This window comes from Streptomyces sp. NPDC107517 (assembly GCF_055582645.1).
In genome coordinates this window covers 33,413-48,491 of record NZ_JBVJPM010000017.1, presented here as the reverse complement: position 1 = coordinate 48,491, position 15,079 = coordinate 33,413, and the positions used below count along the sequence as shown (strand labels likewise).

The following is a 15,079-nucleotide window of genomic DNA, read 5'->3' as shown; positions in this document are numbered from 1 at the left end:
GACCACTTTGTCCGGCTGGATCCCCGCCACCCTACCGGCGGGAGGGGGCGGGGCCGCACCTGACGTCCGCCTGCTGGACTGCCCCGCTCACTTGTGCGGGACAGCGATCAGGCGGGCTGCTGAGCCGCCGTGATCCGCTCGTTGCGCAGCGCCTCGTACCAGCGGTCGTCGACCGGCGGCAGCGCGTTGACATCGAGGGCCAGCTTCAGGAGCAGGTCCGCGATCAGCGGGTTGCGGGCGAGGACGGGGCCGTGCATGTACGTGCCGAACACGGTGTCGTTGAACGCGCCCTCCGTGCCGTCACCCGTGCCGTTGCCCTTGCCGATCTGCACGCGCGCGAAGGGGCGCGCCGACGGGCCGAGGTGCGTGATGCCCTGGTGGTTCTCGAAGCCCGTCAGCGGGGGCAGCCCCAACTGCGGGTCGATGTCGCCCAGTACGTCGCCGACGCACCGCTCGCCCTCACCGCGCGTGGACACCACGTCGAGCAGGCCGAGGCCCTGCTCGCGCTCGCCCAGGTCGTTGATGAACTCGTGGCCGAGGATCTGGTAACCGGCGCAGACCGAGAAGACGATCGCGCCGTTGGCCACGGCCCGCTGGAGACCGCCGTCGCGGCGCAGCCGCTCCGCGGCGAGACGCTGCGGCCGGTCCTCACCGCCGCCGATCAGATAGATGTCGCCGGAGGTGGGCACCGGCTGGTCGCTGCGCACGTCGAGGCGGTGCACGTCGAGGCGGCGCTGGCGGGCGCGGCGCTCCACGACGAGGGCGTTGCCCTGGTCGCCGTACGTGCTCAGGAGGTCGGGGTAGACCCAGACCAGACGAAGGCCGTTGTCGCTCATGCTCATGAATCCTCTGCGGGGTCTCAGTTGCCGACGCGGCGGCGGACGTCCTGGAACGCGGTGTAGTTGGCGATCAGCTCGATCCGCCCGGGCGGGGCGGACTGCACCGCCTCGTCGACGCTCTCGCAGACCCGGAAGTCCAGGCCGGCGACCTCGAGCCGCACGGCGAGGTCGAGCCTGCGGTCGCCGATCACGAAGATCGGGTGACCGGCCAGACGCGTGTAGTCGACGTCCCACAGCCAGGAGGTGTCGGTGCCGTCGGCGCCGCGCGCGTTGACCGAAAGGATCACCGGGGTGGGCGGCGGGTCGATCAGGGAAAACGTTTCGAGCCAGCCCGCAGGGTTCTTCGCGAGCAGCAGACGCAGGTCACGGCCGAGGAACTGCACGACGTCGTAGCGTCCCGCGACCGCCTGCACCTGGTACATGCGCTCGAGGGCCACCTGGGGCGGCACGCCGAAGCACGCGGCGACGGCGGCCGACGAGGTCGCGTTCGCCTTGTTGGCACGGCCTGGGAGCTGGAGGTGGATCGGCCACGCCGAGCCGTGCGGGTCGAGGACGTAGTCGCCCTGGAGCGCCCAGCTGGGCGTCGGACGGCGGAAGCCGCACTCGCCGCAGTACCAGTCGTCGCCGGGGCGCTGCATCACGCCGCCGCACGACGGGCAGGACCACGCGTCGTCCTTCCACTCCTGGCCGGCGGCGACCCACACCACGTTCGGTGAGGAGGACGCGGCCCAGACGACCAGCGGGTCGTCCGCGTTCGCGATCACGATCGCCTTCGAACCGGCCAGGCCCTCGCGCCACTTCTCGGCGAGCATGCGGGTCTCGGCGGCACGGTCGAGCTGGTCGCGCGAGAGGTTGAGGAGCGCGATCGCCTTGGGAGCGGTGTCGCGGGCGACACCCGCGAGGTACTTCTCGTCGACCTCGATCACGCCGAACTTCGCGTCCGAGCCGCCGGCCAGCGCCGACGTGATGCCCGCGGGCATGTTCGCGCCGAGCGCGTTCGACACGACGGGGCCGGCGGCGCGCAGGGCCTCCGCGATCAGCCGCGTGGTGGTGGTCTTGCCGTTCGTCGCCGAGACGAGCACCACGTCCAGATGCTGCGCAAGCCGCCCGAGCAGCTCGGGGTCGAGCCTGAGCGCGACCTTGCCGCCGATCACCGATCCGCTGCCGCGGCCCGCCGCGCGGGACACCGCCGCGGCCGCCTTGCCCGCCGTGACGGCCAGCTTGGCCCGCGGAGTCAGCGGCTCCGAGTTGCCTGACATCGTTCTGGATCCTCCTTGCGTACGGCGCCGCGCCTGCCCCCGGCATCGCTTGGGGGAGTCAGCCTATCGAGATCCACCTTTGAGCCCGAACCGCGGCACCACCCCGGATTCGGGGTTCGCCCTGACCGTACCCTTACGCCCATGCGACACGGCTCGATCCCGGGCGCCTCCGGGCGCGTACGACCCCTGACCCTGCTCGGTGATCCCGTGCTGCACACGCCCTGCGAGGAGGTGACGGATTTCGGGCCCTCGCTCGGCCGCCTCGTGGAGGACCTGTTCGCGACGATGTACGCCGCCCAGGGCGTGGGCCTCGCGGCGAACCAGATCGGCGAGTCCGCGCGGGTGTTCGTGTACGACTGCCCCGACGACGAGGACGTCCGTCACCTCGGGCACATCGTGAACCCGCGCCTCGTCGACGCGGACGGGGTGGTCGTGCGCGGCCCGGAGGGCTGTCTGTCGCTGCCCGGCCTGGAGGCGGGCACGCCCCGCTTCGACCATGCCCGCGTCGAGGGCGTGGACCTGCGGGGCGAACCTCTGGTGGTGCACGGCACGGGCTGGTTCGCCCGCTGCCTCCAGCACGAGTGCGACCACCTGGAGGGGCGGCTCTACACGGACCACGTCACGGGGTGGCGCCGCCGCAGGGTCCTGCGCCAGGTGGCGCGGGCCCCCTGGGCGACCGACACGGCGTCCTGAGGTTCCTCGGGCTAGAAGCCCGGCCCGCCCACCTTGTCGCCCGCCGCGGCGAGCCTGCCCCACAGCAGGTCGGCGAGGCTGCGCACCAACTCGCTTCGCGAGCAGGGCCTTTCGCCGAGCCACCAGTCACCCGCGGCGTGCATCATGCCGACGATTCCATGGCCCCAGACGCGCGCGAGCTGCTGGCTGCCGGGGCCGAGATCGACGCGCTCCTCGATGACCTCCGCGAGCTCCTCGCCCATGCGGCGCAGCAGGGGCGCGGAGTGCTTGCCGACGTAGAAGCCCTGCTCGCCCGGTGCTGCGCTCTCGGAGACGCTCTCCGAGGGATGCATGAGGAAGCGGTACACCTGAGGCCGCGCCTCGATCGCCGCGAGATAGGTGTCGAGCGTCGACTCGACCCGCTCACGGCGCTCGGCCGGGGCGTCGAGCGCGGCCCGCAGCGAGGCGAGCAGCGCGTCGGTGTGGCGCTTGGCGAGTGCGGCGTAGAGGCCGCCCTTGTCGCCGAAGTGCCGGTAGAGGATCGGCTTGGTGATGCCCGCCTCGGCCGCGATGGCGTTCATGGACGCACCGGGCCCGTCGCGGAGCACCACGCGGTCCGCGGCCTCCAGCAGCTCTCGCCGCCGACGCTCGGCAGACGTCTGCTGTTCCGTCCGCTGTGTGGTCTCCATGAGGTTTCTCCCCGCCCGTGCGATGGCCTGACGCACGCGAAACGTAACACTCGACGGCCTCGGGGCATCGAACGGGCTGCCGGGAGTTGACAGGGTCTACTGGCGAGTAACAGACTGCCGTTACCGCAAGTAACGTGTGAAGTGTACGCAGTGCTGGAGGGGTCATGGCCGAGTTCACGATGGATCTGAACGACGAGCAGAAGGAAGTCAGGGACTGGCTCCACGGGTTCGCCGCCGATGTGATCCGTCCCGCGGCCGCCGAGTGGGACGAGCGCGAAGAGACGCCGTGGCCGGTCATCCAGGAAGCCGCCAAGATCGGAATCTACTCCCTGGACTTCTACGCGCAGCAGTTCTTCGACCCGACGGGTCTCGGCATCCCGATGGCCATGGAGGAGCTGTTCTGGGGCGACGCGGGCATAGCCCTGTCGATCGTCGGCACCGGGCTCGCCGCGGTCGGCGTCCTCGCCAACGGCACCGAGGAGCAGATCGGCACCTGGATCCCCCAGATGTACGGCGACGCCAACGATGTCAAGGTCGCCGCCTTCTGCTCGTCCGAGCCGGACGCCGGATCCGACGTCGCCTCCATGCGCACCCGCGCCGTCTATGACGCGGCCAAGGACGAATGGATCCTCAACGGCACCAAGACCTGGGCGACCAACGGCGGCATCGCCAACGTCCACGTCGTCGTCGCCGTCGTCGACCCCGAGCTCGGCTCCAAGGGCCACGCCTCCTTCATCGTCCCGCCGAACACGCCGGGTCTGTCCCAGGGCCAGAAGTTCAAGAAGCACGGCATCCGCGCCTCGCACACCGCCGAGGTCGTCCTCGAGGACGTACGCGTCCCCGGCTCCTGCCTGCTCGGCGGCAAGGACAAGCTCGACGAGCGCATGGCGCGCGCCCGTGAGCGCGCCAGGGCCGGCGGCGGCGAGCGTGTGAAGAACGCCGCCATGGCCACGTTCGAGGCGTCCCGCCCCGCCGTCGGCGCGATGGCGGTGGGCACGGCACGCGCCGCCTACGAGGAGGCCCTGGAGTACGCCAAGACGCGTACGCAGTTCGGCCGCCCGATCATCGACAACCAGGGCGTCGCCTTCCAGCTCGCCGACATGCGCACGCAGATCGACGCGGCGCGACTCCTGGTGTGGCGCGCCTCCTGGATGGCGACGACGGGCAAGAAGTTCGAGTCGGCCGAGGGCTCCATGTCGAAGCTCTTCGCGAGCGAGACGGCCAAGAAGGTCACCGGCCAGGCCATCCAGATCCTCGGCGGCAACGGCTTCACCCGCGAGTACCCCGTCGAGCGCATGCACCGGGACGCCGCGATCTACACGATCTTCGAGGGCACCAGCGAGATCCAGCGCCTGGTGATCGCCCGCACCCTCTCGGGTCTGCCGGTCCGCTGACCAGGTCGGCCGGTGCCCCTCGCGCGGCGCGGGGCACCGGCTTCGGCAGCCGTGCCGCAGCGGTCAGAGCCGCGCGGCGACCTTGCGGGCGACGCGCACGATGTCGCCGGAGGGCCGTGCGGAGTACGCCGGGTGGTCGCGGACCCAGCCGTCCTCCAATGCGTACCAGTCGATCTGTCGAGGGGCGGTGCCGTCGGCGAGAGCGGCCGCGAGCGCGTCGAAGCAGGTCCGCCAGCGCAGCGTGTAGAGGCCGCCGACGAGCCCGGCCCACTCGCGGTTCGCGTAGTCGTGCAGCCCGCCGTCGTCGGCACCCGAACGCGGACCCCACACCGTCACCAGAGAGACGGCGTCGTACTCGAGACGGTCCCGCTCCTCCTCGTCGGCGCCCCAGGCACGCGCGTCGGCGATCCAGCGCCCGAGCAGATGGCGCGGCTGCGTGGCGACGGTCTCCTCCAGCAGCCCGAGCCAGGTGAACCACTCACTCGTCAACTCCTCGAACGCCCCGCGGTCCTCGGCGTCGTACGCGGACTTGATCCGCGGCAGCAGGATGCGGCTGCGGTGCGAGACCGTCTGCCGGGTGACGTCCATCAGGTCGTAGGCGTACGCGGTGCTGCGGCGCAAGCGCGGTGCCACCGCGAGCAGTTCGGGCAGGGCCCGCGCGAACTCCCCGGGGTCGTAGCGAAGCGCGCCCGGTGACCAGGACGCGCCGCTGGACACGTCCAGGCCGGGCCGGGCGCCGAACAGGCCGTCGTGGCCCTCGCTCCAGCTGTCCGCGCGCGTGGTGCCGTACGCGGTGCGGCGCAGGACGTCCCAGGCGGCCACCGCGTGCGCGTCGTGCCCGCCGTAGCGCTGCACCGGCCACTGCTCGAACCAGCTCTTCAGCTCGACCGGGCCGTCCGTCCACGGCAGGTCGCTGAAGAGGGCGAACGCGGCCGGATTGTTGTCGGCGCCCTCGGGCATGAGCGCGATGCCGTCCAGGGAGCTGTTCTCCTTGGCGCGCCAACTCTCGTACAGAGCAGCCCAGTCAGGGGTGTTGGCGCCCATCGTCGTGTGGCCGCCGAAGTTCCAGATCGAGCCGAACGCGTAGGGCGTGCCCGCCCAGTCCTTTTCGCGGTCGGTCACCGAGGGGAAGCGGTCGGAGAGGCCGTCGACGATGAACATCTTCGAGCGGTCGACGGCGTCGAGGATGTCGCGGCGCGGGTTGGTCTGCCAGCCGAGGATGTTCCAGATCGCGCCGGGGTGGGCGGTGCGCAGCGCCTTCTCGACCGCCTTCGCGGCCTCGCCGACCGGCACGTCACCCGGCTTGCCGCCCTCGTGCAGCAGGTCGATCTTGTACATGGTGGTGTCGCCGAGCAGTTCGCTCTGCACGCGGTAGAACCTCTCGGCGATCCTGGCGAAGAGCGGGTCGCGGGGATCGAGCCAGTCCGGGCGCGTGAAGCCGACCCAATCGCCCTGGGGGACGACGTGCGCGCCCGGGTTCCGGTCGGCGAAGCCGGGCGGGACGGTGCCGAAGTAGCCGGGGAACACCGGGGTCATCCCCAGCTCGCGGATCCGGCGGACGATTCTGCTCGCGAGTGCCGCGCGCCGGTCGAGGAGCTGCCGCGACACGGGGCCGCCGAAGCCGGACATGTTCTGGAGCAGCCACCACGGCTGATGGGCCGGGCCCGCGATCCATCCGCGCATCTCGGCGTCGTCGTAACCGAATTCCTGGAATGTGCGGTGGTAGACGGTGTCGGCGCCGAGGTACACGAGGACCTCGTTGAAGCCGTGCAGCGCGAGGACGTCGAGCTCGCGCTCCCAGTAGTCCCAGCCGTGATACGGGCCTGTGTAGCCGTCGTTGGTGTCGTTGAAGGCGAAGCGGTGGGCGACGTTCGCGACGCGCGTCAGGGGCGTGGCGAGACCGGGCAGTCGCGCCGGCAGGGACTCCGTCTGCTCGCCGCTCCACGAGAAGTGCGCGTGGGCGTGGTGACGCAGGTAGTGGTGGAAGCCGGTCAACTGCACGGCGGGCGTGGTGCCTTCGACGAGTACGCGGCCGCTGGACCCCGACACTCTGAACGCGTCGCCGGTGCCGGCCGCGTGGGGCACGGCGCGGAAGGTGACCTGGTCGTGGTGGCGCGGCAGCAGCCGGGCCAGGGCGTCGGCGGCCGGGGTGCGGGAGGCCGTACGGCTCTCGGCGGAGGCACAGGAGGCGGACGCGGTGAGCGCGGCGGCGGAGCCGAGGGCGGTGAGCACGGTACGGCGGCCGATGTTCATGAAGCACTCCAAGCGCGTGAGTGGACTGGACCACTTGCGCCGGGGATCTTACGGAGGGCGGGGTGGGTTCGGTAGGGAGCGGGAGTGAGCGCTAGCGGGTGCTGCCCGCCCGCCCCGGCCGGTGGTCGGTCGTCCGTGGCGGTGACCGAGAGCGTGGCGGCAGGGTCGTGGGCCGCGCGCCCCAAGGGGGCCAGTGGCCGGCGGGCGTTCGCCGTTCGGGGATGGGTGCGGGTGAGCGGCCAGCTCGCCGCCCACCCGGATGTGCTGTCACGTGTCTGTACGGATGGCCGGCCGGGGCAGGTGCGCGTGTGCCCGCCCCGGTCGGCCGTCCCGTCACTCGTCCCCGGCGGCAGCCGACAGTGCCGCGGCCGGGTCGTGGGCCGCAGGACCCGCCGGGAGCCAGTGGTCGTGGTTCTTCCGGTACGGCCACCAGCGGCCGTCGCGGCCCAGGCGCGCCTGCGCTCCCGTGCCGGTGGCCGTCCACCGGTTGTGGGTCACCCGCAACGACGGGCGCTCCCCGGCGTCCCAGGCCGCTTCGACGGCGGTACGCGCGCGTGCCGCCGTCTCCGCGTCCGGCGTCCACTCGTCCTCCAGGACGGACAGGGCGGCGGTGCCTCCGTGTTCCCACGCCAGCACCGCCGCCGCGAGGCCCTCGCGGTCCCGACCCGAACCGTCCGCGAGCCGGGCCCCGATCCACGCCTCGGGCGCGCCCGCAGCCAACCGGACAGCATCCTGGTCAATCGTCAATTCGGGCTGCGGGGCGCGAAGTTCGTGACCCGGAGTGAGCGCATCCGTCAGCATCCGGTGCGCCTCGGCCGCCGCCCGCGCCCCGAGGAACTCCAGCGCCGCCACATCCGTCCCGGCGGGCGGCTCCGTCTCCGTGTCCAGCGACGGCACGACCGCCGCCTCGGGCGGCACCGGGGGAGCGGCGGGCAGCGGCGGCAGAATGCTCCCGGCCGCGAACGCCTCAGTGGCGTCCATGCCGTTCGCGTCCACCGGCCCCTCGTCCGTCTCCCGGTCCGTCTCCTCGTCCGCGGACCCGGCCGAGGCGGACGCGACACTGCGCACCTGGAGCTCGTCGAGCAGCACCCGCTCGCCGCGCCCGCGCATCAGCAGCAGGACGAACGGATCCTGGTCGAGGAGACGGGCCAGCTGATAGCAGAGCGCCGCCGTATGGGCACAGTGGTCCCACGCGTCACACCCGCAGCGCGGCTCCAAGTCACCGATACCGGGCAGCAGTTCCACGCCCGCCGCCGCCGCGTCCTCGACCAGGTGCGGCGGCATCTCGCGGTCGAGCAGCGCCGCGATGTGCCCGGCCCGCTCGACCGCCATCCCGAGGAACCGGTCCCACTCCTCCTCGCTCAGCCGTTGCAGCAGCACGTCGGCGCGGTACACGGCGCCACCCCGGTCCTTGACGAGCGCGGTGACCCGCCCCGGACGCACCGAGACGGCCCCCACGGACCCGCCGCGCGCCAGTGCGCGCCCCGCCTTCAGCTGCTGAAGGTCGAGTGCCGTGTCCTCCAGCGCCTTGAGCCAGGTCTGCCCCCACCACGACTGCGCGAAGCCGCGCCCCTGGACGGCCGCCAGAGCCGCGAAGACACGCTCCTCGTCCGATGCGCCGGCCCCGTCACTGTCGCCTTCGGTGTCGAACAGGTCGTCCTCGTACTCGTGACGGTCCGTCATCGTGCGCCCCCTCGCAGCTCGACCAGATCGGCCAGTTCGGAATCGGTGAGTTCGGTCAGGGCGGCCTCGCCGGAGCCGAGCACCGCGTCGGCCAGCTCCCGCTTGCGTACCAGCATGTCCGCGATCCGGTCCTCGATCGTCCCCTCCGCGATCAGGCGGTGCACCTGGACCGGCCTGTTCTGTCCGATCCGGTACGCGCGGTCCGTCGCCTGCGCCTCGACCGCGGGGTTCCACCAGCGGTCGTAGTGCACGACGTGTTCGGCGCGGGTGAGGTTGAGACCCGTACCCGCGGCCTTGAGGGAGAGCAGGAAGACCGGCACCTCGCCCTCCTGGAAGCGCCCCACCATCGCCTCGCGCGCGGCGACGGGCGTGCCGCCGTGGAGGAACTGCGAGGCCACGCCGCGAGCGGCCAGATGCTGCTCGATCAGGCGACCCATCTGCACGTACTGGGTGAAGACCAGCACGCTCGCGTCCTCGGAGAGGATCGTGTCGAGCAGTTCGTCGAGCAGTTCCAGCTTGCCGGAGCGGCCGGGGATGCGCGGCGCGTCCTCCTTGAGGAACTGGGCCGGGTGGTTGCAGATCTGTTTGAGCCCGGTGAGGAGTTTGACGATCAGCCCGCGCCGGGCGATGCCGTCCGCTCCGGAGATCTCGGCGAGCGTCTCGCGCACCACGGCCTCGTAGAGCCCGGCCTGTTCGGTGGTGAGCGACACGGCGCGGTCGGTCTCGGTCTTCGGCGGAAGCTCGGGCGCGATGCCGGGGTCCGACTTGCGGCGCCTGAGCAGGAAGGGGCGCACGAGTTGGGAGAGGCGCTGGGCGGCGCCGGGGTCCTTGCCCTCCTCGACCGCGCGTGCGTAACGCGTGCGGAACGTGCCGAGTTTTCCGAGCAGCCCCGGGGTCGTCCAGTCGAGGATCGCCCACAGCTCGGACAGGTTGTTCTCCACGGGGGTGCCGGTGAGCGCCACGCGCGCGCGTGCACCGATGGTCCGCAGCTCCCTCGCGGTCGCCGAGTGCGGGTTCTTGACGTGCTGCGCCTCGTCGGTGACGACCATGCCCCAGTCGACGCCCGCGAGCTGCGAGGCGTCGAGCCGCATCGTGCCGTACGTGGTGAGCACGAACTCACCGGGATCGAGGTCCTCCAGACTGCGGCGCCCGCCGTGGAAGCGGCGTACGGGGGTGCCGGGCGCGAACCTCTCGATCTCGCGCTGCCAGTTCCCCATGAGGGACGTGGGGCAGACGACGAGGGTCGGGGCGGCGGTCTCCGTGGCCGTCTGCCGGTGCAGGTGGAGGGCGATCAGCGTGATCGTCTTGCCGAGGCCCATGTCGTCGGCGAGGCAGGCGCCGAGGCCGAGGGAGGTCATCCGGGCCAGCCAGTTCAGGCCGCGCAGCTGATAGTCGCGCAGGTCGGCGGCGAGCGCGGCCGGCTGTCCGACGGGCGCCATGCCCTCCGGGTCGGCGAGCCGCTCCCGCAACTCGGCCAGCCAGCCCGTCGGGTGGACGTCGACGCGGCGGCCGTCGACCTCCGTGGAGCCCGTCAGGACCGCGCCGAGCGCGTCGATCGGCGTGACCTTGCGGTCCTGGTGCTCGCGGGCGCGCCGGGCCTCCTCGGGGTCGATGAGGACCCACTGGTCGCGCAGCCGCACGACGGGCCGGACGGCCTCGGCGAGCCGGTCGAGCTCCTCCCGGCTCAGCTCCTGGCCGCCCAGCGCGAAGCGCCAGTTGAACGTGAGGAGGGCGTCCGCGGAGAGGAACGACGAGGTGGCCGTCCGGAATCGGTCAGGGTTCTCCCCTCCGGGTGACCCCTCGCCCGGAGGGCCGATCACCGCGCGTGCGCTCAGCCGGCGCGCCAGCTGCCGGGGCCAGTGCACGTCGACACCCGCCGCCGCGAGGGCCCGCGCGCCGGCGCCCAGGAGGTCGGTGACCTCCTCGTCCGCCAGGTCGAGGGCGTCCGGGACGGCCGCCGAGAGCAGCGGCGCGAGGGGCGTCCAGGCGCGGGCGGCGCGCCGCAGCGCGAGCAGGGTGTCCATGCGGGCCCGCGGCCCGAAGGCCCTGCCCGAAGCGCCTGACGCCGCCCAGACCTCGGTGGCGTCGGCGACCACCGCGGGGTCGCTGACGCTGTGCATCTGGAGCACGGCGCGGAACGCGACGCGTTCCTCGTCCTCGGCTCCCGATGCGGCCGGGTCGAGGCCCGGCACCTCGACGCGCAGCGAGATCCGCACGCCCGCGTCGTGTCCCGCGGCGACATCGGCGGCCCACGCGCGGTGTTCGGGCACCTGCTGCGGCGCGGTCGAGGCGAAGGCCGGCGCCCCCGCCGCGAGGCTCGCCGCGGGGGAGCGGGGCAGAGTGTCGGCGACTGCGTCGAGGAAGGCGCGCAGCAGCGCCTCGGGCGCGGGGAGGCGGAGGGGCTCCGGTCCGTCCAGGGGTGTCGCGTGGGCCTCGGGCGGCATCGCGGCGGCCAGTTCCCTGACCCGCTCCAGGTCCTCGGCCCGCAACGGACCCGCGCGCCAGGCGTCGTGATCGGTCGCGGTGAGCCCGGGCAGCAGCAGGCCGCGCGCCGCGAACTGGAGGGCGAGCACGGAGGCGGCGCCCCAGAAGACGGCGGTCGGGTGCGCCTGCGCGGTGGCACGCGCGCGCGTGAGGACCGGCAGCGCGGCGCGTACGGGCAGCAGGACGGCGGGTACGGACGTGCGCTCGACACCGGCGTCTTCGGGCAGGGCGAGGCTCAGCTCCTCGGGCGTGCCGGCGTCCGTGTGCGGGGGCCGGCCGCCGTCGGGGCGCCAGAAGGCGACTCTTCCTTCGCGTGCCGGGTCGGCGGGCACGAAGACCGCGCAGCAGCGGACCAGTTCGGAGATGTCGGGGAGTGTTGCCACGGGACGCCTGTGGGCAGCGATGACGTATTCCTCAAATTTGACTACCGAGCGGAATCGCCGAGGGTACCCCAAGACTCCGCCCGACGTGCAGCGTCGCAAGGTGACGCCGGTCACTCCCGCCCGAAAGGGGTGGAGCTAGCCCCCCGCCGGTGGCGGTGCTAACCCCGTGCACAGCCGGGTGGTGGCGTCATGGTGCCCAAGGCCGCTGATTTCTAGGTTTGTTGAGGTCAGGGCGTCTCGTCAGCGGGGCGTCCGGACAGTACGTCCATCCCCACACCACTCGCCACGCCTCGCCATGCCCATTCCCGTGCCCGTCACAGGCCTATCGCCATGCCCAGAGACCGGAGACCTCGCCATGACCCTGGCCGTCGAACCCGTAGTGGACCATTCCTCAGGTACGAACGGGACGCAGCCGCAAGGAAGCGAGTTCACGCCGCTGCTGCGCACCGTCAAGAGCCAGGACCTCCTGGAGCGGCGCACCGGCTGGTACGTGCGCAACATCGCGCTGAACGCCCTGTCCCTCGCCGCCGTCGGCACGGGCATGGCCCTCATCGGCGGTTCCTGGTGGGTCCTCGCCCTCGCTCCCGTCCTCGCGGTGCTCTGCGCGCGCACCGCCTTCGTGGGGCACGACGCCGGCCACGCGCAGATCACCGGCAACCGCGCCGTGAGCCGGCTCATCGGGCTCATCCACGGAAATCTCCTGCTCGGCATGAGCTACGGCTGGTGGAACGACAAGCACAACCGGCACCACGCCAACCCGAACCACATCGACAAGGACCCCGACGTGGCCGCCGACGTCCTCGTCTTCACGAGCGAGCAGGCCGCGACGCGCTCCGGCTTCCGCCGCTGGCTCACCCGCAACCAGGCCTGGCTGTTCTTCCCGCTGACCCTCCTGGAGGGCCTCGCCCTGAAGCTGTCCGGCTTCCAGGACCTGCGCCGCCAGTCCCCGCGCGAACGCACCGTGGAAGGACTCCTCCTCGTCGCCCACGTCGTCGGCTACGTGGCCCTGCTCCTGACCACCATGCCGCTCGGCCACGCCCTCGCCTTCGCGGCGATCCACCAGGCACTCTTCGGCCTGCACCTCGGTATGGCCTTCGCGCCGAACCACAAGGGCATGGAGATGCCGGACCCGGACGGCGAGCGCTGGGGCCACCTGCGCCGGCAGGTGCTCACCTCCCGCAACATCAAGGGCGGCGCGCTGACCGACTGGTTCCTCGGAGGCCTCAACTACCAGATCGAGCACCACCTCTTCCCGAGCATGCCCCGCCCCCACTTGCGCCTGGCCCAGCCCCTCGTCAAGGCCCACTGCCGCGACCTGGGCATCCCCTTCACGGAGACCGGACTCGTCGACTCCTACCGGCAGGCGCTGCGCCACATGTACGAGGTCGGGGAGCCGCTGCGCATGGAGTGACCCACCTTCCCGGCGGGTCCTGTGCAGCCCTGAGCCCCGGGTTCCCCGCCCGGGGCTCAGGGCGTGCGTCCTGCCTGGGGCTGCGCGGGGCCGCGCCGGGCTCAGGGGTGCGTCAGGGTGGAGGCTCAGGGGTGTCTCAGGGTCGTGAACAGGAACCGCCCGGGCCGCGAGTCCGTTTCAGAGAGTAGAGGCGGGGGCCCGCCTCTCATGGCGAGGGCGGTTTGCAGCCCCCGAAGGAGGCGACGGACATGTCGAGGAACGCGAAGATCGCCGCAGGAGGTGTGGCGGCCGGACTGATCCTGTTGATCTGGCTGCCCTGGTGGGCGTCACTCCTGATCGTGCTCGGGGTGCCCACGGCGGCCTATCTGGCGCTTGACCCCTCCCAGCGGCGCAGGCTCCGCCGCGCCTCACGCAGGGAGCTGGGCCGCTGACGGGCGGCGCTACGGGCGGGTGGTCGCTGCCGCTGCCGTCGCCGAGCAGCTGTTGACGACGTCGCCGCTCGCCGGCCTGGCGATCGTGTGGTCGGCGGGCGGCCGCGCGCCGTCCTCCACCCAAGCGGTGAGCAGGTCGAACGCGGACCGGTAGCAGGGCAGCACGGGCCGGAGCCGGTCGGGATAGGTGTCGTAGAGGCCATCGGTGTGTGTGCCGTCCTGCACGGTGTACGAGCGGTGCAGGCGGCCGCGCCCCCGGTCGTCGACCATCCGCCCGTACACATCGGCGTCGGCCGCGATCGGAAGCAGGGTGTCCAGATCGCCCTGGAGCGTGATCAGCGGCTTGCCGATCCGCCCGCTCAGCGCGACCCGCGCGACGGCCCGGTGTACGGAGGCGGGGCGTGCCGCATAGTCGTAGGAGACGTCGGACGCGCACGGCGCGAGCAGCTCGTCCGTCGTCGAACCCGCCGACGGACCGGGGCACTTGGAGTCGTACGAGGGGTCGAACTCGGCGCGGTAGATCTTCTGCGTGATCCCCCAGTAGGCCTTCTGGTGGTAGGCCCACAGGAATTCGGAGCCGTGCGCGAAGCCCACGCGGTACAGATCGTCGGCGTCGGCCTTGCCGAGCCCGTAGGCGACGGCGGTCGGCAGTGAGGTGAGCAGGTTCGGGCCGTTGGCGGTCCAGAGGGTGCCCTCCCAGTCGACGCCTCCGTCGTACAGCTCGGGATGGTTCTCCAGCTGCCAGCGCGTCAGATAGCCGGCGTTGGAGATCCCGGTCATGTACGTCCGCCGCGGGGCCCGCCCGTAGCGCTGGGCCACCGCCTTCTTCGCGGCTCTGGTGAGTTGAGTGGTTCGGTTGTTCCACTCGACGATCGCGTCGCCGGGGCGCTTTCCGTCGCGGTAGAAGTCGGGCCCGGTGTTGCCCTTGTCGGTCGCCGCGTAGGCGTAACCCTGGGCCAGGACGCGGTCGGAGATCGCCGCGTCCGTCGAGTACTGCTTACGGTTTCCGGGTGAGCCGGTCACCACGAGGCCGCCGTTCCAGTGGTCGGGCAGCCTGATCACGAACTGGGCATCGTGCTGCCAGCCGTGCGTCGCGTTCGACGTGGAGTCGTCCGGGAAGTACCCGTCGATCTGCGAACCGGGGACGCCGGACGGGTTGCGGGTCCCCTTCGCGGTGAGGCCCGCCTGGTCGGCGGTGTCGGTGTACGGGGTTCCGGCCAGGGCCGAGGTCGTCAAGTCGTCCAGGCAGGCGCTCTGTTGAAGGGCGGCACCCGGGACGTGCACCCGCTCCTGGTGTGCGCAGTGGGCCCGGTCTGCGCCGCTCTCCGTGGCGGCTCCTGCGGGCGCCGACCCCGAGACGGCCAGCGCCAGCAGGGCGGTGGCGAAGAGGGGGACTGTTCCGGGCACGCGCATGGTGAGCCTCCGCGACGACGAGGGACCGGCAAGGGTGACGAGCGGGGCCATCGTGCGGGCGGGACCAGTCACCGGGCCATGGGCCGGCGCCACATGGGGGAGGGGAGCGATATGTGGGGCGAAGGGTTCGGGGCGGCCTGCGCGCGGCGGGCCGGCCGGCCCGCCGCG

The 15,079-nt window shown here is 72.2% G+C and carries 11 protein-coding genes; 4 read left to right on the top strand and 7 right to left on the bottom strand.

Annotation, left to right across the window (positions count from 1 at the left end):
* Positions 1–107 precede the first annotated feature (107 nt).
* Entirely contained in the window at positions 108–836 is a 729-nt protein-coding gene (locus ACZ67T_RS31590) for a type 1 glutamine amidotransferase (RefSeq protein ID WP_116500181.1), read from the bottom strand.
* Between the two features lie 23 nt (positions 837–859).
* On the bottom strand, positions 860–2,098 hold the full coding sequence (locus tag ACZ67T_RS31585) for a Mur ligase family protein (protein WP_100597528.1): 1,239 nt from the start codon (positions 2,096–2,098) through the stop codon (positions 860–862).
* 141 nt (positions 2,099–2,239) lie between these two features.
* On the opposite strand from ACZ67T_RS31585, the gene def reads away from it, so the two are divergent.
* Complete coding sequence (gene def, locus ACZ67T_RS31580; RefSeq protein WP_469988419.1) at positions 2,240–2,791, top strand: peptide deformylase; 552 nt, start codon at positions 2,240–2,242, stop codon at positions 2,789–2,791.
* 11 nt (positions 2,792–2,802) lie between these two features.
* Here the strand turns inward: def and ACZ67T_RS31575 are convergent, their stop codons facing one another.
* Positions 2,803–3,459: a TetR/AcrR family transcriptional regulator gene (locus ACZ67T_RS31575; RefSeq protein WP_266566971.1), complete on the bottom strand. Its 657-nt coding sequence runs from the start codon at positions 3,457–3,459 to the stop codon at positions 2,803–2,805.
* Positions 3,460–3,623: 164 nt separating this feature from the next.
* Here ACZ67T_RS31575 and ACZ67T_RS31570 point away from each other — a divergent pair, with 164 nt between their 5' ends.
* Positions 3,624–4,853 carry an acyl-CoA dehydrogenase family protein gene (locus ACZ67T_RS31570; RefSeq protein ID WP_469988417.1) on the top strand — a complete coding sequence of 410 codons (1,230 nt, stop codon included), beginning with the start codon at positions 3,624–3,626 and terminating at the stop codon, positions 4,851–4,853.
* 63 nt (positions 4,854–4,916) lie between these two features.
* Here the strand turns inward: ACZ67T_RS31570 and ACZ67T_RS31565 are convergent, their stop codons facing one another.
* The 3 genes from ACZ67T_RS31565 to ACZ67T_RS31555 form a co-directional block, all read right to left on the bottom strand.
* Positions 4,917–7,106: an alpha-N-acetylglucosaminidase gene (locus ACZ67T_RS31565; RefSeq protein ID WP_469988415.1), complete on the bottom strand. Its 2,190-nt coding sequence runs from the start codon at positions 7,104–7,106 to the stop codon at positions 4,917–4,919.
* Between the two features lie 333 nt (positions 7,107–7,439).
* Positions 7,440–8,789, bottom strand: coding sequence for an SWIM zinc finger family protein (locus ACZ67T_RS31560; protein WP_469988413.1), 1,350 nt, complete (start codon positions 8,787–8,789; stop codon positions 7,440–7,442).
* Positions 8,786–11,656 (bottom strand): DEAD/DEAH box helicase, encoded by a 2,871-nt coding sequence (locus tag ACZ67T_RS31555; protein ID WP_469988411.1) that lies wholly within the window; start codon positions 11,654–11,656, stop codon positions 8,786–8,788. Before ACZ67T_RS31555 ends, ACZ67T_RS31560 begins: the two co-directional genes overlap by 4 nt.
* A 355-nt stretch (positions 11,657–12,011) precedes the next feature.
* Between ACZ67T_RS31555 and ACZ67T_RS31550 the strand changes: the two genes are divergently transcribed.
* Positions 12,012–13,067 (top strand): fatty acid desaturase family protein, encoded by a 1,056-nt coding sequence (locus tag ACZ67T_RS31550; RefSeq protein ID WP_469988409.1) that lies wholly within the window; start codon positions 12,012–12,014, stop codon positions 13,065–13,067.
* 248 nt (positions 13,068–13,315) lie between these two features.
* Entirely contained in the window at positions 13,316–13,498 is a 183-nt protein-coding gene (locus ACZ67T_RS31545; RefSeq protein ID WP_469988407.1) for a hypothetical protein, read from the top strand.
* A gap of 9 nt (positions 13,499–13,507) precedes the next feature.
* Here the strand turns inward: ACZ67T_RS31545 and ACZ67T_RS31540 are convergent, their stop codons facing one another.
* On the bottom strand, positions 13,508–14,911 hold the full coding sequence (locus ACZ67T_RS31540; RefSeq protein ID WP_469988405.1) for a tannase/feruloyl esterase family alpha/beta hydrolase: 1,404 nt from the start codon (positions 14,909–14,911) through the stop codon (positions 13,508–13,510).
* Positions 14,912–15,079: the final 168 nt, after the last annotated feature.

Bases quoted from the DNA above. Each gene is read 5' to 3' on its own strand.
- ACZ67T_RS31560 (WP_469988413.1), bottom strand. From the start codon at position 8,789: ATGACGGACCGTCACGAGTACGAGGACGACCTGTTCGACACCGAAGGC.
- ACZ67T_RS31545 (WP_469988407.1), top strand. From the start codon at position 13,316: ATGTCGAGGAACGCGAAGATCGCCGCAGGAGGTGTGGCGGCCGGACTG.
- ACZ67T_RS31540 (WP_469988405.1), bottom strand. From the start codon at position 14,911: ATGCGCGTGCCCGGAACAGTCCCCCTCTTCGCCACCGCCCTGCTGGCG.
- ACZ67T_RS31550 (WP_469988409.1), top strand. From the start codon at position 12,012: ATGACCCTGGCCGTCGAACCCGTAGTGGACCATTCCTCAGGTACGAAC.
- def (WP_469988419.1), top strand. From the start codon at position 2,240: ATGCGACACGGCTCGATCCCGGGCGCCTCCGGGCGCGTACGACCCCTG.
- ACZ67T_RS31575 (WP_266566971.1), bottom strand. From the start codon at position 3,459: ATGGAGACCACACAGCGGACGGAACAGCAGACGTCTGCCGAGCGTCGG.
- ACZ67T_RS31570 (WP_469988417.1), top strand. From the start codon at position 3,624: ATGGCCGAGTTCACGATGGATCTGAACGACGAGCAGAAGGAAGTCAGG.
- ACZ67T_RS31585 (WP_100597528.1), bottom strand. From the start codon at position 2,098: ATGTCAGGCAACTCGGAGCCGCTGACTCCGCGGGCCAAGCTGGCCGTC.
- ACZ67T_RS31565 (WP_469988415.1), bottom strand. From the start codon at position 7,106: ATGAACATCGGCCGCCGTACCGTGCTCACCGCCCTCGGCTCCGCCGCC.
- ACZ67T_RS31590 (WP_116500181.1), bottom strand. From the start codon at position 836: ATGAGCGACAACGGCCTTCGTCTGGTCTGGGTCTACCCCGACCTCCTG.